This window comes from Geobacter sp. 60473 (genome assembly GCF_036323535.1).
Taxonomy (GTDB): domain Bacteria; phylum Desulfobacterota; class Desulfuromonadia; order Geobacterales; family Geobacteraceae; genus Geobacter; species Geobacter sulfurreducens.
Genome location: NZ_AP028967.1, coordinates 3,085,310 through 3,110,998, shown reverse-complemented (window position 1 = coordinate 3,110,998; position 25,689 = coordinate 3,085,310). Strand labels below are relative to the sequence as shown.

General features: G+C 63.8%; 25 protein-coding genes. 12 read left to right on the top strand and 13 right to left on the bottom strand.

Features of this window, described 5'->3' with window-relative positions; all coding sequences use genetic code 11:
- Window positions 1-52: 52 nt before the first annotated feature.
- The 6 genes from groL to AABA48_RS14080 all read right to left on the bottom strand — a co-directional run bounded on the left by groL (window position 53) and on the right by AABA48_RS14080 (window position 3,727).
- Window positions 53-1,687: a chaperonin GroEL gene (groL, locus tag AABA48_RS14105; protein WP_286350973.1), complete on the bottom strand. Its 1,635-nt coding sequence runs from the start codon at window positions 1,685-1,687 to the stop codon at window positions 53-55.
- A 63-nt stretch (window positions 1,688-1,750) separates the two neighbouring features.
- Window positions 1,751-2,038, bottom strand: a complete 288-nt coding sequence (groES, locus tag AABA48_RS14100; protein ID WP_010943951.1) for a co-chaperone GroES — start codon at window positions 2,036-2,038, stop codon at window positions 1,751-1,753.
- Between the two features lie 230 nt (window positions 2,039-2,268).
- Window positions 2,269-2,832, bottom strand: a complete 564-nt coding sequence (locus AABA48_RS14095) for a hypothetical protein (protein WP_119333894.1) — start codon at window positions 2,830-2,832, stop codon at window positions 2,269-2,271.
- Window positions 2,826-3,098, bottom strand: a complete 273-nt coding sequence (locus AABA48_RS14090; RefSeq protein ID WP_119333893.1) for a DUF507 family protein — start codon at window positions 3,096-3,098, stop codon at window positions 2,826-2,828. Before AABA48_RS14090 ends, AABA48_RS14095 begins: the two co-directional genes overlap by 7 nt.
- A 23-nt stretch (window positions 3,099-3,121) precedes the next feature.
- Window positions 3,122-3,406, bottom strand: coding sequence for a DUF507 family protein (locus AABA48_RS14085; protein ID WP_119333892.1), 285 nt, complete (start codon window positions 3,404-3,406; stop codon window positions 3,122-3,124).
- Between the two features lie 6 nt (window positions 3,407-3,412).
- Window positions 3,413-3,727 carry a c-type cytochrome gene (locus AABA48_RS14080; RefSeq protein ID WP_286350972.1) on the bottom strand — a complete coding sequence of 105 codons (315 nt, stop codon included), beginning with the start codon at window positions 3,725-3,727 and terminating at the stop codon, window positions 3,413-3,415.
- Between the two features lie 177 nt (window positions 3,728-3,904).
- Here AABA48_RS14080 and aroF point away from each other — a divergent pair, with 177 nt between their 5' ends.
- From aroF to AABA48_RS14040, 8 genes are all read left to right on the top strand, one after another.
- Window positions 3,905-4,915 carry a 3-deoxy-7-phosphoheptulonate synthase gene (gene aroF, locus AABA48_RS14075; protein WP_324309117.1) on the top strand — a complete coding sequence of 337 codons (1,011 nt, stop codon included), beginning with the start codon at window positions 3,905-3,907 and terminating at the stop codon, window positions 4,913-4,915.
- A 149-nt stretch (window positions 4,916-5,064) separates the two neighbouring features.
- Window positions 5,065-5,412, top strand: a complete 348-nt coding sequence (locus AABA48_RS14070) for a cytochrome C (protein WP_214302787.1) — start codon at window positions 5,065-5,067, stop codon at window positions 5,410-5,412.
- 17 nt (window positions 5,413-5,429) lie between these two features.
- The gene (pyk, locus tag AABA48_RS14065) at window positions 5,430-6,872 is read left to right on the top strand and encodes a pyruvate kinase (RefSeq protein WP_010943944.1); all 1,443 of its coding nucleotides are present in this window, start codon (window positions 5,430-5,432) and stop codon (window positions 6,870-6,872) included.
- A 42-nt stretch (window positions 6,873-6,914) separates the two neighbouring features.
- Window positions 6,915-8,039: an NADH:flavin oxidoreductase gene (locus tag AABA48_RS14060; RefSeq protein WP_286350970.1), complete on the top strand. Its 1,125-nt coding sequence runs from the start codon at window positions 6,915-6,917 to the stop codon at window positions 8,037-8,039.
- Window positions 8,040-8,113: 74 nt separating this feature from the next.
- Complete coding sequence (locus tag AABA48_RS14055) at window positions 8,114-9,409, top strand: putative DNA modification/repair radical SAM protein (protein ID WP_286350969.1); 1,296 nt, start codon at window positions 8,114-8,116, stop codon at window positions 9,407-9,409.
- Entirely contained in the window at window positions 9,406-10,149 is a 744-nt protein-coding gene (locus AABA48_RS14050) for a TIGR03915 family putative DNA repair protein (RefSeq protein WP_286350968.1), read from the top strand. Before AABA48_RS14055 ends, AABA48_RS14050 begins: the two co-directional genes overlap by 4 nt.
- A 90-nt stretch (window positions 10,150-10,239) precedes the next feature.
- Window positions 10,240-10,533, top strand: coding sequence for a DUF2288 domain-containing protein (locus AABA48_RS14045; RefSeq protein WP_286350967.1), 294 nt, complete (start codon window positions 10,240-10,242; stop codon window positions 10,531-10,533).
- The gene (locus tag AABA48_RS14040; protein ID WP_286350966.1) at window positions 10,530-11,261 is read left to right on the top strand and encodes a DUF1847 domain-containing protein; all 732 of its coding nucleotides are present in this window, start codon (window positions 10,530-10,532) and stop codon (window positions 11,259-11,261) included. The genes AABA48_RS14045 and AABA48_RS14040 overlap by 4 nt, the downstream gene beginning before the upstream one ends.
- A 30-nt stretch (window positions 11,262-11,291) precedes the next feature.
- Here the strand turns inward: AABA48_RS14040 and uvrA are convergent, their stop codons facing one another.
- On the bottom strand, window positions 11,292-14,174 hold the full coding sequence (gene uvrA, locus AABA48_RS14035) for an excinuclease ABC subunit UvrA (protein WP_286350965.1): 2,883 nt from the start codon (window positions 14,172-14,174) through the stop codon (window positions 11,292-11,294).
- Between the two features lie 210 nt (window positions 14,175-14,384).
- On the opposite strand from uvrA, the gene AABA48_RS14030 reads away from it, so the two are divergent.
- Window positions 14,385-15,023, top strand: coding sequence for a LexA family protein (locus tag AABA48_RS14030; RefSeq protein ID WP_286350964.1), 639 nt, complete (start codon window positions 14,385-14,387; stop codon window positions 15,021-15,023).
- A 226-nt stretch (window positions 15,024-15,249) separates the two neighbouring features.
- On the opposite strand, the gene ppk1 is transcribed toward AABA48_RS14030, so the two are convergent.
- The 3 genes from ppk1 to AABA48_RS14015 form a co-directional block, all read right to left on the bottom strand.
- Window positions 15,250-17,433, bottom strand: coding sequence for a polyphosphate kinase 1 (gene ppk1 / locus AABA48_RS14025; protein WP_286350963.1), 2,184 nt, complete (start codon window positions 17,431-17,433; stop codon window positions 15,250-15,252).
- A 1-nt stretch (window position 17,434) separates the two neighbouring features.
- Window positions 17,435-18,388, bottom strand: a complete 954-nt coding sequence (gene corA / locus AABA48_RS14020) for a magnesium/cobalt transporter CorA (protein ID WP_010943935.1) — start codon at window positions 18,386-18,388, stop codon at window positions 17,435-17,437.
- Between the two features lie 97 nt (window positions 18,389-18,485).
- Window positions 18,486-19,895, bottom strand: a complete 1,410-nt coding sequence (locus AABA48_RS14015; protein WP_286350962.1) for a phosphoglucomutase/phosphomannomutase family protein — start codon at window positions 19,893-19,895, stop codon at window positions 18,486-18,488.
- 158 nt (window positions 19,896-20,053) lie between these two features.
- On the opposite strand from AABA48_RS14015, the gene AABA48_RS14010 reads away from it, so the two are divergent.
- The 3 genes from AABA48_RS14010 (at window position 20,054) to AABA48_RS14000 (ending at window position 22,828) form a co-directional block, all read left to right on the top strand.
- The gene (locus tag AABA48_RS14010) at window positions 20,054-20,650 is read left to right on the top strand and encodes a 50S ribosomal protein L11 methyltransferase (RefSeq protein WP_286350961.1); all 597 of its coding nucleotides are present in this window, start codon (window positions 20,054-20,056) and stop codon (window positions 20,648-20,650) included.
- Window positions 20,651-20,722: 72 nt separating this feature from the next.
- Complete coding sequence (locus tag AABA48_RS14005; protein ID WP_045667730.1) at window positions 20,723-21,319, top strand: peptidylprolyl isomerase; 597 nt, start codon at window positions 20,723-20,725, stop codon at window positions 21,317-21,319.
- A gap of 105 nt (window positions 21,320-21,424) precedes the next feature.
- A complete protein-coding gene (locus AABA48_RS14000) occupies window positions 21,425-22,828 on the top strand; it encodes a DUF4139 domain-containing protein (RefSeq protein WP_286350960.1) in 1,404 nt (467 codons plus the stop codon).
- 144 nt (window positions 22,829-22,972) lie between these two features.
- Here AABA48_RS14000 and AABA48_RS13995 read toward each other — a convergent pair whose 3' ends face one another.
- The 3 genes from AABA48_RS13995 to AABA48_RS13985 form a co-directional block, all read right to left on the bottom strand.
- Window positions 22,973-24,082 carry a hypothetical protein gene (locus AABA48_RS13995; RefSeq protein WP_286350959.1) on the bottom strand — a complete coding sequence of 370 codons (1,110 nt, stop codon included), beginning with the start codon at window positions 24,080-24,082 and terminating at the stop codon, window positions 22,973-22,975.
- A 94-nt stretch (window positions 24,083-24,176) separates the two neighbouring features.
- The gene (locus AABA48_RS13990; protein WP_286350958.1) at window positions 24,177-24,881 is read right to left on the bottom strand and encodes a cytochrome c biogenesis protein ResB; all 705 of its coding nucleotides are present in this window, start codon (window positions 24,879-24,881) and stop codon (window positions 24,177-24,179) included.
- An 18-nt stretch (window positions 24,882-24,899) separates the two neighbouring features.
- Window positions 24,900-25,619 (bottom strand): cytochrome c biogenesis protein, encoded by a 720-nt coding sequence (locus AABA48_RS13985; RefSeq protein WP_039647223.1) that lies wholly within the window; start codon window positions 25,617-25,619, stop codon window positions 24,900-24,902.
- Between the last annotated feature and the right edge of the window lie 70 nt (window positions 25,620-25,689).

Sequence of the window (25,689 nt, the reverse complement as noted above, 5' to 3'; positions counted from 1 at the left end):
GGAAGGACCGAAGCCCTTCCCCTTTTGTTGTGATACCGATCCGGACGGCGGGCTACATCATGCCGCCCATGCCGCCCATGCCGCCGGGCATGGCGGGCATGGGAGCTTCTTCCTTCGGCTTGTCGGCGATCATGGCCTCGGTGGTGAGCATGAGTCCGGCAACCGACGCCGCGTTCTGCAGGGCGGAGCGGGATACCTTGGTCGGGTCGATGATGCCGGCGGCGAGCATGTCAACGTACTCGTCTTCGGCGGCATTGTAGCCGAAAGCATCCTTGCCGTTCTTCACCTTGTCGACCACGATGGAGCCGTCAACTCCAGCGTTCTGGGCGATCTGGCGGATGGGCTCCTCCAGGGAGCGCTTGATGACGTTCACGCCGAACTGCTGCTCGGTGGGAAGGTTGAGGGCTTCCAGCGAAGCAAGGGCGCGCAGGTAGGCAACGCCGCCTCCGGGGACGATCCCCTCGTCCACCGCGGCGCGGGTGGCGTGGAGGGCGTCCTCGACGCGGGCCTTCTTCTCTTTCATCTCGGTCTCGGTGGCGGCACCGACCTTGATCACGGCAACGCCGCCCACGAGCTTGGCCAGGCGCTCCTGGAGCTTCTCGCGGTCGTAGTCGCTGGTGGTCTCCTCGATCTGGGCGCGGATCTGCTTGACGCGGCCCTGGATGTCGGCTTCCTTGCCGTCGCCGTCGATGATGGTGGTGTTGTCCTTGTCCACGGTGATCCGCTTGGCGCGGCCGAGCATGTCCATGGTGGTGTTTTCGAGCTTGTTGCCGATCTCCTCGGAGATGACCTGGCCGCCGGTGAGGATGGCGATGTCTTCCAGCATGGCCTTGCGGCGGTCACCGAAGCCCGGGGCCTTGACGGCGCAGATGTTGAGCACGCCGCGCAGCTTGTTCACGACCAGGGTGGCAAGGGCCTCGCCCTCGATGTCCTCGGCGATGATCAGCAGCGGACGGCCGCTCTTGGCAGTCTGCTCCAGGACCGGGAGAAGGTCCTTCATGTTGGAGATCTTCTTGTCGTGGATCAGGATCATGGCGTTCTCGAGCGACGCCTCCATCCGCTCCGGATCGGTCACGAAGTAGGGGGAGAGGTAGCCGCGGTCGAACTGCATCCCCTCGACGGTCTCCAGGCTGGTTTCCATGGCCTTGGCTTCCTCGACGGTGATGACCCCTTCCTTGCCGACCTTTTCCATGGCCTGGGCGATGATGTCGCCGATGGTCTTGTCGTTGTTGGCGGAGATGGTGCCCACCTGGGCGATTTCCTTGTGATCCTTGATCGGCTTGGAGATGCTCTTGAGCTCGGCCACGATGGTCTCGACGGCCTTGTCGATGCCGCGCTTGATCTCCATGGGGTTGTGGCCGGCGGCCACCAGCTTGGAGCCCTGGCGATAGATGGCCTGGGCGAGGACCGTGGCGGTGGTGGTGCCGTCACCGGCAACGTCGGAGGTCTTGGAGGCGACTTCCTTCACGAGCTGGGCGCCCATGTTCTCGAACTTGTCCTCGAGCTCGATTTCCTTGGCCACGGTGACGCCGTCCTTGGTGATCAGGGGGGAGCCGAAGGACTTCTCGATAACCACGTTGCGGCCTTTGGGGCCGAGGGTAACCTTCACCGCGTCGGCGAGGGTATTGACACCTTTCAGGATGGCGTTGCGCCCTTCCTGGTCGAATTTGATGATTCTGGCTGCCATATCTGTCTATCCTCCTTGGATTGGTTCACTCGGGTAGTGCTGTGCTGTCCGGCGTGGTGCCGGTTACTCGATCACGCCGAGGATGTCGTCCTCGCGCATGATGAGGAACTCCTGCCCCTCGATCTTGATGTCGGTGCCGGCATACTTGCCGAACAGAACCTTGTCGCCCACCTTGAGATCAACGGGGATCACCTTGCCGTCCTCGGTCTTCTTGCCGTTACCGACGGCCACGATCTCGCCGCGCTGGGGCTTCTCCTTGGCTGTGTCGGGGATGAAGATGCCGCCGGCGGTCTTGGTCTCCTCCTCGATTCTTTTCACGAGGATACGGTCTTGCAACGGTCTGAGATTCATCTGCTTCTTCTCCTTTCTTCCATGATATGCTCGAGAGTTTTCATCGAAAAAAATTAGCACTCGATACGACTGAGTGCTAACACGTGGTAACTATAGTCACCCCTTTGCCAAAAATCAAGACCCCGGGACAAAATTTTTTGCGACACCGCCTTTCCGGGAGGGCCTCCTGTGCGTTCTACGCTTATTGGCGGGACGTGATACGAAACGACGTGGCCGGGAAGGGGGCCGGCTTAGCGGCGCGGGGCAAGGATGGCGGCGAAGCGGTCGGCGAACTCGCGGGCGAGGGTGCGGGCAAGCCGGTCGCGCTCCCGCTCGACCGTTGACCGGTCGTGATCGAAGAAGGTCTCTAGGGGAATGAAGATTTCAGCCACCGGCTCTTTTCTGCCCGGCTCATGGAGGTAGGCCCGCGCCTTCACCCTGATGTTGGTGGCACAGCATCCGGAATCCTCCACATAGCTCCAGATGTCGCCGGAGATGTAGTGTTGGCGGTCGAGCCATGCCGGGTCCACCTCTTTGACCTCCTCCTTGAGGATGACGAAGGACGCAATGCCGGTCTCCCCCCGCCGGCCGTTCAGGAGGTCGACGAAGTCGTTGAACGCGGTCTCGGAGAACAGCTCGGGGACCAGGGCCGATGCAAAGGGGATAACGTAGGCGGTCTCCACCCCGCCGGTGGGACGGAAGTCCGGGGAAACGGACATGGCCGGCCGGGGCGTGCAGCCGGAGAACAGCCAGGAACAGGCAACGACGAGCAGCAGGACGGCGCGGATGGGGAGCGGGCCGGCGAACGTCACCATTTCCGTTTTGCCATCTCTTCCTGGTAGAATTTCTGGTACAGAATTTCGTAGTCCCGGCTGCCGGGAACCTTCGCCTGGGAGTAGGAGGCCAGCTTTCTGCGCACCGCGGCATCCACCTCTCCGGCGACGGCGAAGAACGAGGCGATCCCCTCCTTGAGGCAGTGCAGTGTCTGACGCTCGTCGGCGAAGTCGGCCAGGTCGTCCTTCCAGAGCCGGTCGTAGATGCGGTGTGCCAGGTGCGAGATGCGGTCTTCGGATATGTTCATGGGTACGCTCCGAACGGCAGGAATCAGAGAACCACGCCGCGGTCTTTCGCCAGCTTGTCCTTGATCATCTTGAGCATCCGGTGGCGGTCGATGCCTGCCCCGCCTCCCATGGAGCGGAGGGTCTGCTCCAGAAGCCGCTCAGCCTCCTTTTCCAGTTCCTCCTCACCCTTGATGTCGGCGGCAACGGCGCGCCTGATGCCGTCGAGGATCTTGCCACGCTCTGCTTTGAGGGTGATGAGGCCGGCGGCCGTGAGTCCCTCCAGGAGGCGCTCGGCCAACCGGGCTATCTGTTCGTCCTTCAGTCGCACGGGCGTCTACCGCAAGCCTTTCAGGTAGTTGACCAGCGCGTCCTGCTCTTGCTTGGGCAGGCCCTTGAAGGACGGCATGGTGGTGGCGGGATTCATTTTCTTGGGGTTTGTCAGCTGTTCACGCAGAAACGATTCATTCCGCGTTGCTCCCACCTTTGTCAGGTCCGGGCCGAGGACTCCGCCTGTACCCTTCACTTTGTGGCACATGGCGCACTTTTCTGCGAAGAGCTTCTCTCCCGATGCGGCGGCGAAAGCGGGGACGGAGGAGGCGCAGAGCGCGCCGGCGGCGAGGATAACGGCAACGGCCTTGGTCACGGGCATTCTCCTTGGTCTGGAATCGAGTCAGCCCATTGTACCGGAACGCGTTGAAAAAGCAACCAGCCGTTAGGTGACATCCGCCGGCGCGACCGGCTCTTAGCCGTTGACCCCTGCGGGGGCGGTCTGGTATCGTAACACGATGCGTGAAAGCTGTACCATTCGGGAACCGGGGGGGGATTCGTGCTGATTGTCATGAACCACAAGGCTGGACCGAAACAAATCGAGGCGGTAGTGAAAGCGGTGGAGCAGATGGGACTTACGGCGGCGCCCATTCCCGGCAGCGAACGGACAGCCGTCGGCGTCCTCGGCAATCACGGGTATGTGGATGATACCACCATCAGGGATCTGCCCGGCGTTCAGGAGGTTATCCATGTCTCCAAGCCCTACAAGCTCGTTTCCCGTGACTTCCACCCGCGCCATACGGTGGTGAAGGTGGGTGACGTGGCCATCGGCGAGGGGAAGCGCCCCGTAGTGGTGGCCGGCCCCTGCGCCGTGGAAGGGGAGGAGCAGATCATCCGGACCGCGCGGGCGGTGAAAAAATACGGCGCTGATCTTCTGCGGGGGGGCGCCTTCAAGCCCCGCACCGGTCCCCATACCTTCCAGGGGCTGCGGGAAGAAGGGCTGAAGCTTCTGGCCATTGCTCGCCGGGAGACGGGGCTTCCCATCGTGACCGAGGTCATGAGTCCCGACACGGTGGGACTTGTGGCGGAATATGCCGACCTTCTCCAGGTTGGCGCGCGGAACATGCAAAACTTCGAACTGCTCAAGGAGTTGGGCCGAATCCGCAAGCCGGTGCTCCTCAAGCGGGGGATGAGCGCCACTCTGGAGGAATTTCTGGCCGCGGCCGAATACATCCTGGCGGAGGGCAACGGTCAGGTGATCCTCTGCGAGCGGGGGATCCGGACCTTCGAGACCGCCACCCGCAATACCCTCGACCTGGCGGTGGTGCCCCTCATCCGGGAGATGACCCATCTGCCGGTCATGGTTGACCCCTCCCACGCCACCGGAAAGCGGAGCCTCGTGGCGCCCATGGCCAAGGCGGCGCTGGTGGCAGGAGCCCACGGCGTCCTCGTGGAAGTTCACCCGGAGCCGGACAAGGCCCTCTCGGACGGCCCCCAGTCTCTCACTTTCCACGGCTTCGAGGCACTCATGGGCGAGATCCGGCGGCTCAACGAGTTCCTCGGCTTCTGATCCAGGGCGGCGCCGGCGGACATCTGCCGGCCCGTCTTTTCGTCGTCCCTGCCTTTCAAGGGGGTTACGCCACCCGCCGGGTTTGTTTTGCCCTCCTCTTGTGCTATGCTTTCTCATGCCGTAAACGACCACCCATCAAGGAGTGCCTCATGCTCACCCGAGTTTTCACACTTCTGGCATTCGTGGCCATGCTGTCGCTGGCCGGCGGTTGCGCCATGCTGATGTCCTGGAAGGCTATTCCTCCGCCGGGCGGCTGCGACCAGTGCCATACCGTTCCCATCAGCGCAAACTGGCAGGTATCCTATCGCACCGTTGCCCTGACCGATGAGCGCGGCAGCGACCGCCCCTACTTCCAGACCGAGACGTACAACGTTCCCCCCACCGATCGTCCGCGGTCGAGCCTCGACATCCGCAAGGTGGACGAACTTCCCTGCTTCGAGTGCCACAAGTCTCCGAGTCCGGCCCATAAGGGACGGGTCGGCAAATTCCACCACTGACGCCTATGCCGAAGCCCATGGATACACTGTCACGCAAAACCAAGATCATCGCCACTCTGGGGCCCGTCAGCTCCTCGCCCGACATGATCCGGCAGCTGATGGACGCAGGAGTCGATGTCTTCCGGCTCAACTTTTCACACGGCTCCAACGACCAGCGGCGGGAGGTAATCGCCGCCATCCGGCGTCTTTCCGCCGAACGGGGCAAGGAGATAGGCATTCTGGCCGATCTCCAGGGGCCCAAGATCAGGACCGGCAGGATGGAGAACGGTGCCATTCCGCTGGTGCGGGGCGACTCGCTCGACATTACCACCGATGAGGTCCTGGGGCGCCCCGGTCTCATTTCCACCATCTACCAGTCTCTCCCCCACGACGTGAAGCCCGGCTCACGCATCCTGCTGGACGACGGCCTTATCGAGCTGCGGGTCCAGTCCGTGTCCGGCGCCACGGTCCGTTGCACCGTGGTCCAGGGGGGCATGCTCAAGGATCTGAAAGGGATCAACCTCCCCGGCGTCAAGGTTTCTGCGCCGTCGCTGTCGGAGAAGGACCTCCGCGATCTGGATTTCTGCCTGGAGGTGGGGGTCGACTACATTGCCCTGTCCTTTGTCCGCACTGCCGCCGACGTGGAGGGGCTGAAGCGGATCCTCTTCGAGCGGGACGTCCAGGTGCCGGTAGTGGCCAAGATCGAGAAGCCCGAGGCCCTGCGCAACTTCAAAAGCATCCTCAAGGTTGCCGATGCGGTCATGGTGGCCCGGGGCGATCTGGGGGTGGAAATCAGCCCGGAAAAGGTCCCCCTGTTCCAGAAAAAGATCATCCGGGCCTGCAACGAGGCCGGCAAACCGGTCATCACCGCCACCCAGATGCTTGAATCCATGATCAGCCACCCGCGCCCCACCCGGGCCGAGACCTCGGACGTGGCCAACGCCATCCTCGACGGAACCGATGCGGTCATGCTCTCGGGTGAGACCGCGTCGGGGCAGTTCCCCCTGGAAGCGGTGCGGACCATGGACAAGGTGGCCCTCGACGTTGAGCGCTTCGCTCAGGTGGAGGACGGCTCGGGGCCACGCCGCCACAGCGTCAGCATCGCCGAGGCGGTGGCCGAGGCCGCCTGCCACGCTGCCGTCATTCTGAAGGCGAAGGCCGTGGCCTGCATGACCCAGTCGGGGAGCACGGCTGCCCGCATCTCACGCTACCGGCCTCCGCTGCCGATCCTCGCCTTCACCGGTTCGGTGGACACCATGCGGCGGCTGTCGCTCTACTGGGGAGTCAAGGCATACCCCATCGGCACCATGGCCGGCACCGACGAGCAGATAGTTGCCGTGGAGTCGACGCTCCTGTCCGGTGGCTACCGCAAGGGCGACGTGGTGGTCATCACCATGGGTGTGCCGGTGGAGGCCCGGGGGTCCACCAACCTCATGAAGGTCCACAAGCTGGGAACCGGCCAGTTCTTCGAGATATTTTGAGCCCGTCCCTGCGATTTGCCGCCGGTTGAAGGAGGAACGCTGATGCGCAAGGTGTTCGACGAGACCAAGATCAACCACATGGTGCTTGCCAACCGTTTGGTCCGCTCCGCCACCTGGGAGGGGATGTGTGGGGAGGACGGCCGTCCCACGGAGAAGTTGGCGGGTTACTATGCCTCCCTCGCCCGGGGTGGGGTGGGGCTCATCATCACCGGCTACGCCTTCGTTCGTCCTGACGGAAAACAACTGCCCGGGCAGATGGGTGCCCATGAGGATTCCTTCGCCGCCGCCGCGCGGCAGGTAACCGGCGCCGTCCATCGGGAGGGGGGGAAAATCTGCCTCCAACTGGTTCACTGCGGGGGGCAGACGTCGTCCCGGGCCGCCGGCTGCCAGCCGGTGGCTCCCTCGGCGATCAAGGCGGAGCAGTACCCGGAACTACCGCGGGAACTACCTACGACCGAAGTGGCCGAGCTGGCGGGCCTGTTCGCCGACGGAGCCCGCCGTGCACGCGAATGGGGCTTCGACGCGGTCCAGCTCCACGCAGCCCATGGTTATCTGATCAACCAGTTTCTCTCTCCTCTTACCAACCATCGGACCGATCACTACGGCGGCAACCTGGAAAGTCGAGCCCTGTTCCTTCTAGAGACCTGCCGTGCCGTGCGCAGGGCGGTGGGAAAAGAGTTCCCCGTCATGGTCAAGCTCAACGGCTCCGACAATCTGACCGGCGGATTCGACCTGGACGAGGCGGTTCAGGTTGCCCGGATGCTTGATGAAGAAGGCATAGACGCCATCGAGGCCTCAGGCGGAACCCCCGCCTCGGGGGACCGGACCGCAGTGCGCCAGGGGATTGAGACTCGGGAGCAGGAAGCCTACAACCTTCCGGCCGCCTATCGGATCAAGAACGCCGTCTCCTGTCCCGTCATGGTGGTGGGAGGGTTCCGTTCCTTCGAGTTGGTGGAAGGGGTTATCCGCCGGGAGGAGGCCGACTACGTGGCCCTTTCCCGGCCCCTCATCCGCGAACCGCATCTTCCCCTCCGCTGGCAGCAGGGCGACGAGAGCCGGGCCCGCTGCATCTCGTGCAACGGCTGTTTCAAGCCGGGGCTGAAAGAGGGGGGAATCTGCTGCGTAGTGGACAAGATGGAGCGGGAGAGCCGGGAGTTTTCCCTGTAACGGGAGGAGTGCGACGCATTCCGTCACAGGCCTGGGAGAAGATTGCCCGGGCCTTGCCTTTTTTGAGGGGAACGATGGCGGAACCAACTCTGGCTGAAAAACTCGAAATCCTCGCCGACGGCGCCAAGTACGACGTTTCATGTGCCTCCAGCGGCAGTTCCCGCAAAGGCAAGGGCGGGATCGGAAACGCCGCCCAGTGCGGCATCTGCCACTCCTGGACCGCCGACGGCCGCTGCGTATCCCTCCTGAAGATCCTTCTTACCAACGTCTGCATCTATGACTGCGCCTACTGCGTGAACCGTCGCTCCAACGACATCCGGCGGGTGATGCTCACCCCCGCCGAGGTGGCGGAGCTCACCATCGGCTTTTACCGCCGCAATGCCATCGAAGGGCTTTTCCTCTCCACCGGGGTAATCAGGAATCCCGACTACACCATGGAGCTTCTCATCGAAGCGACCCGGCAACTGCGAGAGGAGCACCGCTTCAACGGCTACATCCACGTGAAGGTGGTGCCCGGCGCGGACCTCGCCCTGGTGGAGCGACTCGGTCGCCATGCCGACCGGGTCAGTATCAACATGGAACTCCCGTCGCGGGAGAGCCTTGCGCTCCTGGCGCCCGACAAAAGCAGGGAGTCGATCGTGGAACCCATGAAGCGGGTGGGGGAGCTGATCGTCCAGACCCGGGAAGAGCGCAAGGTTTCCCGGAAGATGCCCCCCTTTGCCCCGGCCGGGCAGAGCACCCAGCTCATCGTCGGCGCATCGGGGGAGACCGACCTGCAGATCATTTCGCTGGCGGCAGGACTCTACGGAAGGCTCTCCCTGAAGCGGGTCTACTACTCTGCCTTCATCTCCGTGAACCGGGACGAACGCCTTCCCGCCGTGGCGGGCACCCCACCGCTCGCGCGGGAACACCGCCTCTATCAGGCCGACTGGCTCATGCGCTACTATGGCTTTGCCGCCGGCGAGCTGCTGGACGAAGAGCGCCCCAACCTGGATCCCTCGCTGGATCCCAAGGCCGGGTGGGCGCTCCGGAATCTCCACCTGTTCCCCGTCGAGGTGAATCGGGCCGACTACGAGGCGCTCCTCCGGGTGCCGGGAATCGGGGTCCGTTCGGCCCAGCGGATCGTCCTGGCACGGCGGGGCAGCCATCTGTCCCTGGATGACCTGCCCAGGCTCGGGGTGGTGATGAAGCGCGCCCGCTACTTCATTACCGCCCGAGGGCGGTTCGCCGCCGATCTGACTCCCGATGCGGCAGGCCTCCGGCTGCGTCTCACCGAAAAAACGCCCCGGCGGGAGCGCTGGATCCAGCCGTCCCTTTTCGATGGTGGGACCGGCATCGACATCCGGTCCACCATCACGGGTGAGTTGTGATCCTTCGTTATGACGGCACCTTTGCGGGCTTCCTCACGGCCGTTGCCCTGGCCCGGGAACGGGGAGTGGAGCCCGAGGCGATCACCGACCGACCACCGGAGCAGCAGGCGCTCTTCGCCGCGGTCGAGGAGGTGGCAACCGACCGGCAGCGTGCCGCAGCGTTCTACGGACTTTTACGCCGAACCCTTACGGCCGGTGCGCTGCACACGTGCCGCCTTGCCTTCCATGCCGCGGAACCGGGCCGGGAGCTGCTCCTTTTCCATTTTCTGCAACTGGGGGTTGTGGTGGGACGACAGCTCGAGGGGTTGCTCGCCCATGAGCGGGTCGTGCCCGTGTGGAAGCTTGCGCGGGCCGTGGGGCGCGAGGCGCACCGCTACAAGGGGCTTGTCCGTTTCCAGCACCTGGACGGCGATATCTGGTATGCCGCCATTGAGCCGGAACACCGCATCCTTCCCCTGGTGGCTCCCCATTTTGCCGACCGTTTCGCCGACCAACGCTGGATCATTCACGATCCCCGCCGGGGCGAGGCCATCATCTTCGATCCGTCCCGCCGCACATGGACCGACGCGGAGCTGGAGGTGACCGGCCCACTCCCGCTGTCCGACGGGGAGCGCCTGTTTCGCGATCTCTGGCAGCGCTATTTCGACCGGCTGGCCATCGAGGAGCGTCGTAACCCTGAATTGCAACGGCAGCACCTTCCTCTCAAGCACCGTCGTCACCTGCCGGAGTTCGACCGGTGACGGCGTTGCCGGTCATGGGTGGTTTTTTTCGATAATCCTGATATGCTGATACAATTGCACAATGAACATCAACATGAGGGAGAGCACGCAGTGAAGATAACTCGGGAGGAACTGGCGGTACAGGTTGACGTGGCCCAGTGGAGCTGGTTGCGGGCTCATCTTGAGCGGGGCGGGCTCATTGTCGTGAACCGGGGGCTTGACCTTGTGGAGGTGGGTGCCAGCATTGCTTCCGACGATACCGCCGTGGTGGGAGATTGGATCCAGACCGGGCTCCTGGCCAAGCCCTCGGCCGAGCAGATCTCGGCCTGGGACGCCAATGAAGAGATCAGTTTTTCCACCCTCATCATCAGTCCCTATGTTCTGATCCAGGAGCAGAAACCATGAGCGATACGCCGACGCCACCATCCTGTGCCCGTTGCAGCGCCGTCTGGCAGAAAAGCGGCACCACCAACTGCTGGAGCAACCCGGACAACCGGCCCGGCCGGCCTGCGGACTGCCCGTCTTCGGCCCATGGCGACATCGTGGCCTCCAGCTTTGACGAATACCGCGGCGAGAGCGACGATGCCCGGCTTGCCCGGGTAGCGGCCCGGGTCGAAGGGCTCTGCTACCGGAAGATGCCCGGAAGCGATGCCGTGGTGGCCCGCTGGACCCGGGTGGAAGACACCATAGCCCTGGCGAAGCTCATGGGCTGGAACAAGGTGGGCATCGCCACCTGCATCGGGCTCCTGGATGAAACCCGGCAGCTGGCCTCGATCCTTGAGGCCCAGGGGCTGGAGCCGGTGAGCGTCTGCTGCAAGGCCGGCAGCATCGACAAGCTGGAACTGGGCCTGGACGAGAGCGACAAGGTCCGTCCCGGCACCTTCGAGCCCGCCTGTAATCCCGTTGCCCAGGCAGAGGTCCTGAACCGCTGCGGCACCCACATGAACATCATCGTCGGCCTCTGCGTGGGCCACGACATGCTGTTCACCAAGCATTCCGCTGCCCCGGTCACCACCCTCGTCTGCAAGGACCGGGTCACCGGCCACAACCCGGTGGCCGTGCTCTACGGCCAGAACTTCTACTACAAGCGTCTGCAGAAAATGCCGATCGACATCCCCGAGGGGGAGGAGTAGCTCTCCTTCCCCCGCCGTTATCCCGCCTCTTCACAGCATCTTTCTTAAATACTGTCCCGTGTGGGACCGTGTCACCTTGGCCACCTCCTCGGGCGTGCCGGCGGCGATCACCTCGCCGCCCCGGTCGCCCCCTTCGGGGCCCAGGTCGATGATGTAATCGGCGGTCTTGATGACATCCAGGTTGTGCTCGATGATGACGATGGTGTTGCCCCCCTCCACCAGCTTTTTCAGCACCTCCAGGAGCTTGGCGATGTCGTGGAAGTGGAGGCCGGTGGTGGGCTCGTCGAGGATGTAGATGGTTCTTCCGGTGGCCCGGCGCGCCAGCTCCTTGGCCAGCTTCACCCGCTGGGCCTCGCCGCCGGACAGGGTCGTGGCCGATTGGCCCAGGCGGATGTAGCCGAGTCCCACCTCCTCCAGGGTCTGGAGCTTTGTCTTGATCTTCGGGATGTTCTCCAGGAAGCGCAGAGCCTCCGAAACGGTCATGTCCAGGACCTGCGCGATGGATTTCCCCTTGAAGATAACCTCCAGGGTCTCGCGGTTATAGCGGGCTCCCTTGCAGACCTCACACTGGACGTAGACATCGGGGAGAAAGTGCATTTCGATCTTGATGATCCCGTCCCCGGCGCACGCCTCGCACCGTCCCCCCTTCACGTTGAACGAATAGCGCCCCGGCTTGTAGCCCCGCACCTTTGATTCGGGGAGCTGGGCGAAGAGGTCCCGGATGTCGGCGAAGACCCCGGTGTAGGTGGCGGGGTTCGAGCGCGGCGTACGGCCGATGGGCGACTGGTCGATGTTGATGACCTTGTCCAGTTGCTCCAGTCCCCGGATGTCGCGTACCGCGCCGGCCCGCTCCCGGCTCCGGTAGAGCCGCTGGCCCAGGACCTTGTAGAGGGTGTCGATGACCAGGGTCGATTTGCCCGACCCGGACACCCCGGTGACGCAGGTCATGACACCGAGGGGGATGTCGACGGTGACATCTTTCAGGTTGTTCTCCGCGGCCCCCTCCACGGTGATGAAGCGCTTGGGCTTGCGCCGCTTCTTCGGTACCGCGATGGTGAGTTCCCCCGAGAGGTAGCGGCCCGTGAGGGACTCGGGGTTCGCCATGATCTCCGCCGGGGTTCCCTGGGCCACCACGCGGCCCCCGTGCTCACCGGCGCCGGGTCCCATGTCGAGCACGTGGTCCGCCTCCAGGATCGTTTCCTCGTCGTGCTCCACTACCAGCACCGTGTTGCCGATGTCGCGCAGGTGCTTGAGGGTCTGCAGCAGCCGGCCGTTGTCTCGTTGGTGCAGGCCGATGGAGGGCTCGTCCAGGATGTAGAGAACCCCCACGAGGCTGGAGCCGATCTGGGTGGCGAGCCGGATCCGCTGCCCTTCGCCGCCGGAGAGGGTGCCCGAGGTCCGGTCCAGGGACAGGTAGTCGAGTCCCACGTTGACCAGGAAGTGAAGCCGCTCGCGGATCTCCTTGAGGATGCGGCGGGCGATCTCCTCCTCTTTCGGGGTGAGCGTGAGGGAGGCGAAAAACTCAAGAGCATCCTTGATTGAGAGGGCGGTTACCTGACGGATGTCTCGCTCCGCCACCTTCACGTGAAGGGCCTCGCGCTTCAGGCGCGCCCCCTGGCAGGTGGGGCAGGGCATCACGTTCATGTAGCGCTCCAGCTCTTCCCGCACCTGCTCCGAGTCGCTTTCCCGGTAACGCCGCTCCAGATTGGGGATGACCCCCTCGAATTCCTTGGTGTAGGTGTGACGCCGTCCCCCGTCCTCTTCCCACCAGAACTCCACTTTTTCACCTTTGGATCCGTGCAGGATCACCTCGCGCACCCGGGGGGAAAGCTCCTTGAAGGGGGTCCGGATGTCGAAGTCAAAGGCCTTGGCCAGGGCGTCCAGAGTCATGTGGTACCAGGCCGAGAGTCGTTTCTCCCAGGGGGCGATGGCCCCTTCGCGGATGGAGAGCTCCGGGTTCGGCACAACCAGTTCCTCGTCGAAGTACATCCGCGTGCCGAGACCGGTGCAGTCGGGGCAGGCGCCGTAGGGGTTGTTGAAGGAGAACATCCGGGGGGTCATCTCGGGGTAGGAGATGCCGCAGTCGATGCAAGCCAATTGCTCTGAAAAGAGAAAGGTCTCCGGCAGGGGCGATCCTTGTGATCGCCCTTCTTCCTGGGCGAATACAAGATTCGCCCCTACATTGTCCGGATAACCCACGACCTGGACCTTGGCCACCCCTTCCGCGTGGTTCAGGGCCGTCTCAAGGGAGTCGGCCAGGCGCCGCTCGATTCCCTCCTTGATAATGAGTCGATCCACCACGATGTCGATATCGTGCTTCTTGTTTTTGTCGAGGTGAATCTCCTCGGCCAGTTCATGCTGCACGCCATCCACGATGACCCGGGCGAAGCCGTCCTTGCGCAACTGGGCCAGTTCCTTGCGGTACTCCCCCTTGCGCCCCCGGACCATGGGCGAGAGGAGCTGAAGCCTGGTTCCGGCGGGCAAGGCCATGATCTGGTCCACCATCTGGGAGACAGTCTGGGAGGTGATCGGTTTGCCGCATTCATAGCAGTGGGGGTGGCCGACGCGGGCGAAGAGGAGCCGAAGGTAGTCGTAGATCTCGGTGACGGTTCCCACGGTGGAGCGGGGGTTGCGGCTGGTGGTCTTCTGCTCGATGGAGATGGCAGGGGAAAGCCCCTCAATGGATTCCACGTCGGGCTTCTCCATCTGCTCCAGAAACTGGCGGGCATAGGCCGAGAGGGATTCCACGTAGCGGCGCTGCCCTTCGGCATAGATGGTATCGAAGGCCAGGGTCGATTTGCCCGACCCGGAAATTCCGGTGATGACGACGAGCTTGTCCCGGGGGATCTCCACGTCGATACACTTGAGGTTATGTTCGCACGCGCCTTTGACGATGATGGTGTCGTGTGCCATGGTGCTCCCGTGAGTGATGCATGGTGGCGCCGGAGGCCCCGGACGCAAGTCCCCACTATACCACATAATCGGATTGCTGAGGGGCTTTCGCGCTGCTCCCCGACAATGGTGCAGCCCCGAAGAGATGGGATATTGACTTGCAATACTTTATCTGTCAGTAATGCGTAACGTGGATAAAGCCCGCCGCTGGTATATCAGGGAGATAATGTCATGGAAAGTGCGCGAAACGGGGCAGAGTCGCCCCTGGGAGGGCGAATCAGGAAACTTCGTCAGGCAAGGGGAATGACCCAGAAGGCGTTCGCCGACTCCCTCGGCATTGTCCAGGGGTTCCTGAGCAGTATCGAACGGGGGAGGAAGGTTCCTTCAGACACGCTCGTCATTGCGCTCTGCCGGACTTACGGAGTCAACGTGACCTGGCTTCTCCAGGGAAAGGGCGCCATGAACGCCCCCCCTGACGGCGCGGGCGAGGGGGCGGGCGAGGGGACTCCGCTGCTGGAGAGCGTTCCCCAGGGATTTCCCGAGGATATTCCGGACGATGTGGTTCAGGGGCGGATTGTCTTCCCCGGGATGCCGCTGGGTTGTTATGCGGTGCTCGCCTACGGGGATTTCATGGCTCCCACAATCCGCGACGGCGATATGGTTATCTTCGACCCGGCACGGCCGGCAGCGCCGGGCGAGATCGTGCTCGTTACCAACCGGTGGGGAGAGGCCATTCTCCGCCGCTATCGCCTCAAGGCCGGCGAGCTGCTGTTCTCCCCCGACAATGCCGCCTATTCCCCGTTCCATCCCGATCCCGACACCCGGATCATCGGCACGGTGGTGCAGGTCTGGCGGGACGTGAAGCTGTAGCCCGCAGTACGCCGACCGCGATCGGATGTGCGGCCTGGATGAGGTCCCCGGCGGAGCATGGCCTGAGGCAACACCATGCCGGGGTCCGGCGCATTGTTGCGGACGAAGATTAATACAGGACGGACCGGCGGGATAGGGGAGTGCCGTTGCGGGAGGAGCGGGCGGGGCTCGGACGGAGCCCCTGCGGTACTACGGAAAGATCAAGCAGCAACGTGGACTCGACGTACTACCGGACAGGGCGACGAATGACTCCCCGGGCCTTTTTCTTTTTCAGGCGAGCCCCGGCCTTGCGGCGCTTTTCAGCCAGGTCCACGAGAATTTCGTGAGTTCCCCGGAGATCGTCCCCTTCGCCCGGCGTCCGTTGCAGGTAGCTGCCGTCGGGCCGCATGTCCCAGGCGCTTCGCCGGTCTCCCAGTTGCACGTCGATCATGGTTCGGATTTCCTTCCGCAGTTCCGGCGTTTCCACCGGTGCCAGGACTTCGACCCGGTACTCCAGATTGCGCTTCATGGCGTCTGCGGAACCGATGAAGTACTCCTCGTCGCCGCCGTTGCGGAAGTAGTAGATCCGGGCGTGTTCCAGGAATCTCCCCACCACGCTCACCACCCGCACCGATTCCGAGAGCCCCGGTACGCCCGGCCGGAGGCGGCAACTGTCGCGGATAATGAGATCGATCCGCACTCCCTGCCGTGCTGCCCGGTAGAGGGCTGCAACGATATCGGCGTCTTCCAGGGCGTTCATCTTGAATTGGATGAGCCCCGGGCTCTTTTCCGAGTGAAGTTCCGCTTCACGCTCGATCCTGGCCAGCAGCGCCCGCTTCAGGTGCTTCGGAGCGGGCAGCAGTTTCCGGTAGTTGCGCCGCGGGGTATAGCCGGTGGTGAGGTAGTTGAAAAGCTCGGTGGCGTCCTGGCCGATGGTCTCGTCGCTGGTGAGCAGCCCCAGGTCGGAGTAGACCCGGGCCGTTCCGGGATGGTAGTTGCCGGTTCCGATGTGGACGTAGCGCCGCAGTCCGTTGTAGTCCTGCCGTACCACCAGGATCACCTTGCAGTGGGTCTTGAGTCCCACCACGCCGTAGGTGACATGGATTCCCGCCTCCTCCATCCGCTCCGCCAGCCTGATGTTGGCCGCCTCGTCGAAGCGGGCCTTGAGCTCCACCGCCACGGCCACCTGCTTGCCGTTGTTGGCCGCGTTCACCAGGCAGTCGATGATCCGGCTGTCCGAGGCGGTCCGGTAGAGGGTCATCTTGATGGCGCGTACCTTCGGGTCCTCGCTTGCCTCCATGAGAAAGCGCTCCACCGACGTGGCAAAGGAGTCGTAGGGGTGCTGCAGGAGGATGGCCCCGGCGTCGCGGAGCACGTGGAAAATGTTCCGGTCGGTCATGAGCCGGGGGTGGTCGACGGGATGGTGGGGAGGATCGCGCAGTTCCGGGTAGCCGAGGGCGGCGATCTCGAAGAGGTCGCGAAAGGCCAGCATCCCCTCGACATCGAAGACATCGTCGGCTTCGGTCAGCTCCAGCTCTGCGGCCAGCATCCCCCGGTGGACCGGATCCATGTCCGCTCCCACCTCCAGCCTGACGATGGGGGCAAACCGGCGGTCCTGCAACTCCGACTCGATCAGGGACAGCAGGTCGTCCGCCTGTTCTTCGTTACGTTCAGTGTTTGCGTTGCGGGTCACCCGGAAGAGCTCGCACGCCGTCACCTCCATCTCCGGAAAGAGCATGTCCAGGTTGTGGCGCATCACCTCTTCCAGGGGGACGAACCGGTCGTCGTCGCCCACGCGGATGAAGCGCGGGATGCCCGCCCCCACCGGCACCTTCACCCGGGCCAGGGACGTCTCGCGCTCTCGCGGATAGCGCAAGGTCACCAGGAGATTGAGGGAGAGGTTGGAGATGAAGGGGAACGGGTGGGCCGGATCGATGGACTGGGGGGTCACCAGGGGGTAGATATTGCGCTGGTAGTGCTGCCGCAGCCCCTTGCGCTCTTTCTCGCTCAGCTCGCTGTAGCCGAGAATCCGGATGCCCGCGTCCCGCAGGAGCCCCAGAAGCTCCCCGAACACCCGCCGCTTGCGTTCGGCCAGATCCCGCACCACGGCGTAGCATTCGGCAATCTGCTGACGGGGGGTGCGGCCGTCCACGGTGGGGTGCTGCAACCCGGCCCCGACCTGCTGCTTGAGGCCGCCGATGCGTTTCATGAAAAACTCGTCCAGGTTCGAGCTCACGATGGCCGTGAACTTGACCCGCTCCAGCAAAGGGGTGCGGGTGTCCTCGGCTTCGTGGAGGACACGCCGGTTGAACTCGAGCCAGGTGAGTTCCCGGTTCAGGTAGAGCTCGGGCGAGGCAAGGCTCGTCTCCGGGGGGCGCGCGCCCGTCGGTTCCGGGGCGCCGGCCCCGGCTGCCTGTGCCTTGCGCGGCATGCTACAGCCACCCTTTTTTCTTGAAGATGTAGAGGGGCAATACCGCTGAGAGGACGATGAGGCTCAGGGCGAAGGGATAGCCGAACACCCACTCCAGCTCGGGCATGTGCTTGTAGTTCATGCCGTAGATGCTGGCGATCATGGTGGGGGGCAGGAAGATGACCGACATGACGGTGAAGATCTTGATGACCTTGTTCTGCTCCACGCTCATGTGGTTCAGGAAGAGGTTCTGCAGGTAGTCGAGCCGCTCGAAGTTGAAGTTGGCGGAGATGATGAGGGAGTTCACGTCCTTCATCATCATGCTGAATTCTTTCTTTAGGGGCTCGCTGATCATGGTGCTCTTCAGGAGCGACGAGAGCACCCGGTGCTTGTCCGTGAGGTTTTCGCGGATGGTGATGTTGATGTCCTCGTAGTCGGTGATGTATTCGAGGAACGTGGTCGGATTGTCGAAGGACTGGGGCTCTTTCCGGCCGATGCTGGCAATGGACTTGGACAGGGCCTCAAGGATGTCGGCGTCCATGTCGACCCGCATGGCGAGAATCCCGTTGAGGATGTCGGCCCCGTCCCGGAAGGCGCGCGGATTGAGCCGGAGACGGCGGGAGAACTCGGTGAAGATGCGGTGGTCGCTGAATCGGATGGTGACGATGAAGTGCCGCTTCAGGATGAACGAAACGGTTTCGTTATGGTATTTGTCATCCTGCTTCACGAGGAAGTAGGTGTTGATGTCGATGCCGGTTTCGTCCTCCCAGTAGCGGGAGCTGAACTCGATCTCCTCCGACTCCTGCCGCGTCGGCAGTTCCAGCTTGAGGCAACGCTCAACCGTGGCCAGCTCCTCGGTCGTGGGGGACATGAGGTCGAGCCAGACGAGGGTATCGGTGTCCAGTTCCGCCAGTTCATCGGACTCCACTGCCACCGGTCTGAAGGTGTCTTCCGCGCGAAGGTATGCCTTGATCATAGTGCACCGCTTTCTGCCAGAAATTCAGGATGTTGCCACGTTACAACGATTGTAGATGCAAGGATGGCAGGGGTCAAGCGGCCACTGCCCTCTCCGGTCAGACCCCTGCGATTTCCCGGCCGGCCGCCAGTAGTTCCCCAACGGTCCCGGGCGTGCCGGCCTCGCTGTAGAGGCGCAGCACCGGTTCGGTCCCTGACGGGCGAATCAGGAGCCAGGAGCCATCTTCGAACATGAATTTGAAGCCGTCGCGGAAATTGGTGCCGGCCACCGGCCGCCCCGCAATGGCGTCGATCCGCTCCTCCCGCAGCCGGGTAATGAGGGCTGCCTTGGGGGCGTCCTCGATGGGGAGATCGAGCCGCTGGTAGTGGAAGACGCCGATTTCGTCCATGGTTTCGTCCAGCAACCGGCGGAGCCCCTTGCCGCTCATGGCCATGGCTTCCAGGAGCAGGAGCCCCATGAGGACCCCGTCCCGCTCGGGGATGTGTCCCTTTACCCCGAGCCCCCCCGACTCCTCGCCACCCATGAGGATGTCGTGCTCGAGCATCAGCTCGCAGATATGCTTGAAGCCGATAGGGGTTTCGTGGAGGGGAAGCCCGTACTTCTGCGCCAGCAGATCGATCATCCGTGTGGTGGAGACCGTCTTGACCACCCCGCCGGTGAGGCCCTTGCGCTCCACCAGGTGCCGCAGGATCACGGTGAAGATCCGGTGGGAGGAGAAAAACTCGCCGTTTTCGTCCACGGCGCCGATCCGGTCCGCGTCGCCGTCAAGGGCCAGTCCCACCCGGCAGACGCCGTCCCGCACGAGCTCAGCCAGCTCCTGCAGGTGCTCTTCGGTGGGCTCGGGGGGGACTCCCCTGAATCCGGGGTTCTCATCCCCGTGGATCTCCAGGGCGCCGGGCACGAGTTCCGGAATGATCCCTGCCCCGGCCCCGTGCATCGGGTCCACTGCCAGGGGGATGGCTGCCCGGCGGATGAGGTCCAGGTCCACGTAACGGGCGAGCTGACGGCAATATCCCTCGCGTGGGTCGAAGATGGTTACGGTGCCATCGGCCAGCGCCGCCGCCAGGGGACGTTCCTCAATGGCCCGGCCGGCAGCGGTGTTGGCGGCGGTCATCTCCTCCAGAACCCTGGTGGTGGCGGGGCGGGCCGAGCCGCCGAAGGACTCCTTGACCTTGAACCCGTTATAGGCGGGAGGATTGTGGCTGGCGGTAATCATGACGCCGGCGCCAGCCTTCATCTCGTGGACGGCCCAGGAAATGGCCGGAGTGGGCGCCGGACCGTCGGTCAGCCAGACCCGGATGCCGTTGCCGGCGGCAATCTCCGCCACCCGGTCGGCGAAGTCCCGGGAGAGGAAGCGGCGATCATACCCCACGACGAGCCCGCGCGCCGCGAGCCCTTCCCGTTTCAGGTAATCCATGGTGGCTTGGGCCACCCGGGAGAGATTGTCGAAGGTAAACTCCCGGGCAATGATCCCCCGCCAGCCGTCGGTGCCGAATGTTATCTGCACGGAATCAAATCCTCCTGCAATGTCGGTATGGTTGCGGCCATGGGGCCGGTAACCCGACATTTTCCGCACATCCCCTCGTCAAGTCAACCATTTGTTTGTTCCACCGACGGTCGAAATGGAGTATGGTTGGGACCACTTCATCAACGGAGCACTGAGCCATGATTGGTCGTATCTTCAACCCCTTCGCGGTCGGGGGATTCATCATCGTGCCGGAGGACGCACCCCTGCCTCTGGGGGAGTACATCCCCCTCATCATGGGGAAAAAAGGGGCCTTCGGCTCCGGTGAACATGAAACCACCGCCTCGTGCCTGGAAGAACTGGAGCGGATACCCGGCCTGGCCGGCATGCGCGGGCTCGATCTGGGGAGCGGCACCGGCATCCTCGCCATCGCGGCGGTGCGGCTCGGCGCGGCCTCGGTGGTGGCGGTGGACATCGATCCCAAGGCAGCTGCATCCTGCGCTGCCAACGTGCGGCTTAACGGCGTGGCCGACCGGGTCTTCACGGTCTGCGGTGAGCTGGCCTCCGTGGGGCGGGGACGTTACGACCTGCTGATGGCAAATATTTACGCCGATATCCATCTGGCCCTGGCCGGAGAGATGGTGGCGCGCGTCCGCTCCGGCGGCTGGCTGCTCCTCTCCGGGATTCCGCTCCAGGACAAGTTTGACGTGCAGCGGCGGTTTGCCAACCTGGGGTGCGTCCAGGCCGACCTGCGGATCATGGAGGATTACGTCACCCTGGTCATGCGGAAGGCTTGACCTTTCCCGGGGAAGTGCCTATATAATAATTCGTTTGCAGCACACCGTCTTTAGGTTTCCCGGAGGTTGTACATGTTCAAGAGACTGATCATCGCCCTGCTCATGAGCGGGCTGTTCGGCGCACTGCTCCTGGCCGGCAACGCCGATGCCGCCGACAAGGCGGCCAAGGCCGCCAATCCCGTGGTGGTTATGGAGACGAGCCTCGGCAAGATCGCCGTGGAGCTCTACCCGGACAAGGCGCCGGCTACGGTGAAGAACTTTCTCGACTACGTCAAGAGCGGCTTCTACGATGGCACCATCTTCCACCGGGTCATCCCCGGCTTCATGATCCAGGGAGGCGGCTTCACCACCGACCGGAAACAGAAGGAGACCAGGGCGTCGATCAAGAACGAGGCGGACAACGGCCTCAAGAACGACCGGGGTACCATTGCCATGGCCCGCACCGCCAGCCCCGACAGCGCCACGGCCCAGTTCTTCATCAACCTGGTGAACAACGAAAACCTGAACCGTCCCCGCCCCGACGGCTACGGCTACGCGGTGTTCGGCAAGGTGGTTGAGGGGATGGATGTGGTGGACAAGATTGCCGCCACCCCCACCCAGCGTCTCAACATGCTCTTCGCCAACATACCGGTGACGCCTGTGGTCATCACCTCCGTCAAGATCCGGTAACCCGGCACTACGACTCGCATGCCACCAGGCGCCCTGACGGGCGCCTTTTTTTGTGGTATACCTCCAGGTGCGGCCCTGCCGCCAGTTCACCGGGTGAGGTATATCATGAAACCACTCCGTATTGCCGTTCTGTTCGCGGCCCTTTCCCTTGCCGTTCCGTGCGCCGCCGCTCCCGTCGTTTCCACCGAAGCCGACCAGCGCGGAGTTTCTCTCACCATCTACAACCAGAACCTGGGCCTCGTGAAGGATCGGCGCGAGATCAGTCTCCCCAAGGGGAGTGGCGAGCTCCGCTTCATGGACGTGGCTGCTCAGGTGATTCCCTCCAGCGTTTCCATGGCTTCGCCTGAGGGCGACGGAATCCGGGTCCTGGAGCAGAACTACGAGTATGATCTCCTGTCCCCCCAGAAGCTCATGGACAAATATGTGGGGCGGGAGGTGAAGCTCTACCAGAAGAATCCCACCACCGAGCGGGAAGAAGTGGTCGCGGCCACGCTTCTCTCCACCACGGGGGGGCCGGTCTTCCGGATCGGCGACGAGATTACTTTTGGCCACCCGGGGCGAATCATCTTTCCCGGCGTTCCCGACGATCTCATTGCCCGGCCTACCCTGGTCTGGCTCCTGGAGAGCGGCCGGGAGGCGGCGCGGCAGGTGGAGGCCACCTACCTGACCAACGGCATCACCTGGCGGGCCGATTACGTGGTGACCCTGGCCGAGAAGGACGACCGGGCCGATCTGGCCGGCTGGGTCACCATTGACAACCGCAGCGGCGCCACCTACCGGAATGCCGCCCTGAAGCTCGTGGCCGGCGACATCAACCGGGTGCGGGAGGACGAAGGGCGTGCCAAGATGATGCGGGCCGAGGCCATGGCCGCCGCACCCGCCTTCCGGGAGGAGAGTTTCTTCGAATACCATCTCTACACCCTCCAGCGCCCTTCCACCATCAAGGACAACCAGACCAAGCAGATCAGCCTCGTCACGGCTGCGGGGATTCCGGTCCGCAAGGAATTCCTCCTGCGGGGCGAAAGCTACTTTTTCCACGGCCCGGCCGGCGAGCCCCGGAAGGAAAAGGTGGCGGTCTACACCGAGTTCGGCAACCGGCGGGAAAGCGGGCTCGGCATGCCGCTCCCCCGTGGGGTGGTGCGGGTCTACAAGCGTGATGGGGACGGGAGCCTTCAGTTCGTGGGCGAGGACAGCATCGACCACACCCCCGAGAAGGAAACGGTGCGGGTGAAACTGGGCGACGCCTTCGACGTGGTGGCTGAGCGGCGCCAGACCGAATGGCGCAAGACGGCGTCCGACACCTATGAGGCTGCCTTTGAGGTCACGCTGCGCAACCACAAGGCCGAGGATATCACCGTTCGGGTGGTGGAACCGGTGCCGGGGGACTGGCGGATTCTCTCCTCGTCGCTCACGCCGGCCGGCGGGGATGCCCGGGCCGCCGAGTTCCTGGTGCCGGTACCGAAGGATGGGGAGACAAAGCTCGTCTACCGGGTGAGGATGCGGTACTGATCCGGTTGAGCCGGGGAGGGGGTAAACGGGAACGGGGCGTCGGAATTCAGCATTCCGGCGCCCCGTTTTTCGTGGTGCCCTGTTTCGAAAGCATGTCGTCCAGTGTTTCGATCGGCTAGTCCCGGGAACGGGCCACTCGAAACACTAGCGGCACTGGACCGGGTCGAATTCCGCGTCATAGACCCCGGCGCACTTCATGATGCCGCTGTTGGCGATCCTCCCACCCGCCAGCCGGGTGTTTGCGACGCGGGTGGTGGTGGCGGTGTCGTTGAAGATGGAAAAGAGGGTGGCGGTGATGACCGACCCCTCCACGGTGGCGCTGCCGGAGGACGTGGTGTACACGCCGTTGCCGGCAGAGATGGCGGCGTTCCTGATCACGGGGGAGGAGTGGATGTTGAAGATCCCGAAGCCCGCGTCGCCCCCGTGGGCCGTTACGGTTACCGAGTCGAGAAGCGGTTCCGCCATCAGGTTGTAGATGCCGAAGGTCCCCTTCCCCCCCTGCACGGTGACGCTCACGTTTCTGATCCGGGGTGCGCTGCTGCCGTTGAAGATGCCCACGATATTCCCCTCGGTACCGGTCGCATCGATGGATAGGCCGCGCAGTTCGGCCCGGGATGCGCCGGCCACCACGCCGGCGTCGGCGGCGCTTCCCCTGAGCCGGGTGGCGAACTCGCCGGAACCCTCCACGTCCACATACTCTTTCATGACCATGGTGGCGATCCCCAGGTCGTAGACCCCCGGCATGATCTTCACCAGATAGGGCTTCTCAGCGGACGCATCGGTAATGGCATTGAGCGCGTCAATGGGACTGGCGTAGTCGCCGCCCGTGGGGGCTACCACGACCAGGGTGGCCGGTTTTTTCGGCAAGAACTCGTGGGTGTGGTCGCCGGCGGCAACGGTGCCCGGCCCGGTTCCCACCGGAAGCCGCGCGGCATCGATGGTTCCCTGGACGATGTCCGTTGCGTCATGGCCGTGCGGCCCGATTTTCCAGCCGGCGATGGGGCCGCGTATCTTGCCGTCGGTCACGGCGCCGTCGGCGATTTTCGGAGTGGTGACGGCGCCGAAGCCGAGCTTGGCGTCGGTGACGGCGCCGTCCACGATCTTGCTGTTGGTGATGGAGTTGGGAGCGATTGCGCTATAGGTGACCGAGCCCTCGGCGAGACCGCCTGCCGCAGGGCCGCCGTCTGCGTGGGCGGCTGAGGAGGCCGCCAGGAGGGCAAGCGCGACGACGGTTCGAGTCAATGGTCTGGGCATGGACGACTCCTCGGGTGCAGCCGATGCAATTTATTCGCAAAAATGAGAGGTTTCATACTAACACATCGGCGCGGCGATGCAAGAGGAAGTCTCGTCAGCGGCGTTCCCGTCGGAGCGCAAGGAGCATGCCGTTGCCTACCGTGAAGAGGAGGGCGCCGGCCAGGGCCCAGCCGGCCCCCGGTTCCCGGTGGATTTCCATGACGGCCACGGGGAAGGGGTACTCCTCCGCGTGCTTGAGATAGACGCCGAACCCGCCGTGGAAGAACGGATGGTTGGGGCTCACCGTTCCTTCCTCCACCCGGCTGCCGGTCACGGCGCGCACCTGGGCGCGATAGTCGGTCGGCATCCCCATGGGGCCCGTGGCCACCGAAATGGGCCCCACATGGAGGGTACTCCCGTCCGGGAACCCGATGGAGGAGCCCTGGTAGACCTGCATGGCCTCCTTGGCTCCCCCCGTGGCGCTCAGCAGGTGAGCCAGGACGATGAGCAGGAAGCCAAGGTGCATGAGTTGCGGGGCCACCAGCGCCGGCAGGGTGCTTTTGCCGAGCCTCAGCCGGATTGCCTCGATGCTGCAGAGGATGGTGTTGATGGTGAGAAGCGTCAGGAGCGCCAGGGTCCCCCAGAGCCACCAGGAGGCGGCGAGGGGGGCACGGGTGAGCCAGACGGAGAGGGGCATGGCGTTCAGGGCCGCTGCCTCTTCGCCGCCGAAGGAGCCGACGGCCAGAAGCACCATGACTCCCCCCATGAGCCAGAGGCCCAGGGAGAGGGAAGCGAGGGATTGATAGATTCTGGTCAGCATGGCGTGGTGCGGTCCCCTTTAAAAGCTGTGCGAACTTTTCATGAGCATGCTCACCCCCAGGTAGGTGAAGAGCATCACCCCGAAGCCGAGGATGCCGGTCCAGGCCAGGAACCGGTCTCCGCCGGCCCCCCTCAGGCGCAGATGGAGCCAGAAGGTATAGAAGATCCAGAGGATGGAGGTCCAGAGCTCCTTGGGCGTCCAGAGCCAGTAGGTCCCCCAGGCATAGTATCCCCAGATGCCGCCGGCAACCATGGAACCGGAAAAGAAGGAGTATCCCACGAGGGCCGCCCGGTACTGGAGATCCAGGAGCCGCCGCTCTCCGCCGGCCAGGAAGAGGACGCCCATGATGGCCCCGATGGTGAAGAGCGCATAGGCGAAGAAGGCCAGCGCCACGTGCAGCTCGAACCAGAGGGTGTTGAGTATCGGCGGCAGCGGCATGGCAAGGGCGGGAAATGCCAGGGAGAACAGCGCGAAAACCGCTGCGGTTCCCCCCGTTGCCCAGGGGAAGGCGGAAGAGTTCCGTAGCGAGGGCGAAAAGAGGAACGGGAGCGCCATGAGCCCGATGGAGGCGGAGAAGAAGGCAATGGTGTCGTGGGGGCCCACCAGGGGCAACCGGCCCAGGGAGATGCCGCGGATGGCCAGATAGGCGAGCCCCGCGCCGAGACCCAGTGCAAAGAGGGGGCGTCGGAACGAACCGAAGAGATAGAGTGCCGCTGAGGCAACAAGGAGCCATTTCATGGCCAACGGCTATAGCACATCCCTCGGGAGAAGGGAAGGGGCGCCGTGGATAAGGGCTTGTGTCGCGGCT

Excerpts from the sequence above, each read along its gene's own strand:
- pyk (WP_010943944.1), top strand. The coding sequence starts at position 5,430 with ATGGATACACTGTCACGCAAAACCAAGATCATCGCCACTCTGGGGCCC.
- AABA48_RS14095 (WP_119333894.1), bottom strand. The coding sequence starts at position 2,832 with ATGGTGACGTTCGCCGGCCCGCTCCCCATCCGCGCCGTCCTGCTGCTC.
- groL (WP_286350973.1), bottom strand. The coding sequence starts at position 1,687 with ATGGCAGCCAGAATCATCAAATTCGACCAGGAAGGGCGCAACGCCATC.
- AABA48_RS14080 (WP_286350972.1), bottom strand. The coding sequence starts at position 3,727 with ATGCCCGTGACCAAGGCCGTTGCCGTTATCCTCGCCGCCGGCGCGCTC.
- AABA48_RS14060 (WP_286350970.1), top strand. The coding sequence starts at position 6,915 with ATGCGCAAGGTGTTCGACGAGACCAAGATCAACCACATGGTGCTTGCC.
- AABA48_RS14000 (WP_286350960.1), top strand. The coding sequence starts at position 21,425 with ATGAAACCACTCCGTATTGCCGTTCTGTTCGCGGCCCTTTCCCTTGCC.
- AABA48_RS14040 (WP_286350966.1), top strand. The coding sequence starts at position 10,530 with ATGAGCGATACGCCGACGCCACCATCCTGTGCCCGTTGCAGCGCCGTC.
- AABA48_RS13990 (WP_286350958.1), bottom strand. The coding sequence starts at position 24,881 with ATGCTGACCAGAATCTATCAATCCCTCGCTTCCCTCTCCCTGGGCCTC.
- groES (WP_010943951.1), bottom strand. The coding sequence starts at position 2,038 with ATGAATCTCAGACCGTTGCAAGACCGTATCCTCGTGAAAAGAATCGAG.
- AABA48_RS14055 (WP_286350969.1), top strand. The coding sequence starts at position 8,114 with ATGGCGGAACCAACTCTGGCTGAAAAACTCGAAATCCTCGCCGACGGC.
- uvrA (WP_286350965.1), bottom strand. The coding sequence starts at position 14,174 with ATGGCACACGACACCATCATCGTCAAAGGCGCGTGCGAACATAACCTC.
- AABA48_RS14005 (WP_045667730.1), top strand. The coding sequence starts at position 20,723 with ATGTTCAAGAGACTGATCATCGCCCTGCTCATGAGCGGGCTGTTCGGC.
- AABA48_RS14010 (WP_286350961.1), top strand. The coding sequence starts at position 20,054 with ATGATTGGTCGTATCTTCAACCCCTTCGCGGTCGGGGGATTCATCATC.
- AABA48_RS13995 (WP_286350959.1), bottom strand. The coding sequence starts at position 24,082 with ATGCCCAGACCATTGACTCGAACCGTCGTCGCGCTTGCCCTCCTGGCG.
- AABA48_RS13985 (WP_039647223.1), bottom strand. The coding sequence starts at position 25,619 with ATGAAATGGCTCCTTGTTGCCTCAGCGGCACTCTATCTCTTCGGTTCG.
- AABA48_RS14090 (WP_119333893.1), bottom strand. The coding sequence starts at position 3,098 with ATGAACATATCCGAAGACCGCATCTCGCACCTGGCACACCGCATCTAC.
- ppk1 (WP_286350963.1), bottom strand. The coding sequence starts at position 17,433 with ATGCCGCGCAAGGCACAGGCAGCCGGGGCCGGCGCCCCGGAACCGACG.
- corA (WP_010943935.1), bottom strand. The coding sequence starts at position 18,388 with ATGATCAAGGCATACCTTCGCGCGGAAGACACCTTCAGACCGGTGGCA.
- AABA48_RS14070 (WP_214302787.1), top strand. The coding sequence starts at position 5,065 with ATGCTCACCCGAGTTTTCACACTTCTGGCATTCGTGGCCATGCTGTCG.
- AABA48_RS14030 (WP_286350964.1), top strand. The coding sequence starts at position 14,385 with ATGGAAAGTGCGCGAAACGGGGCAGAGTCGCCCCTGGGAGGGCGAATC.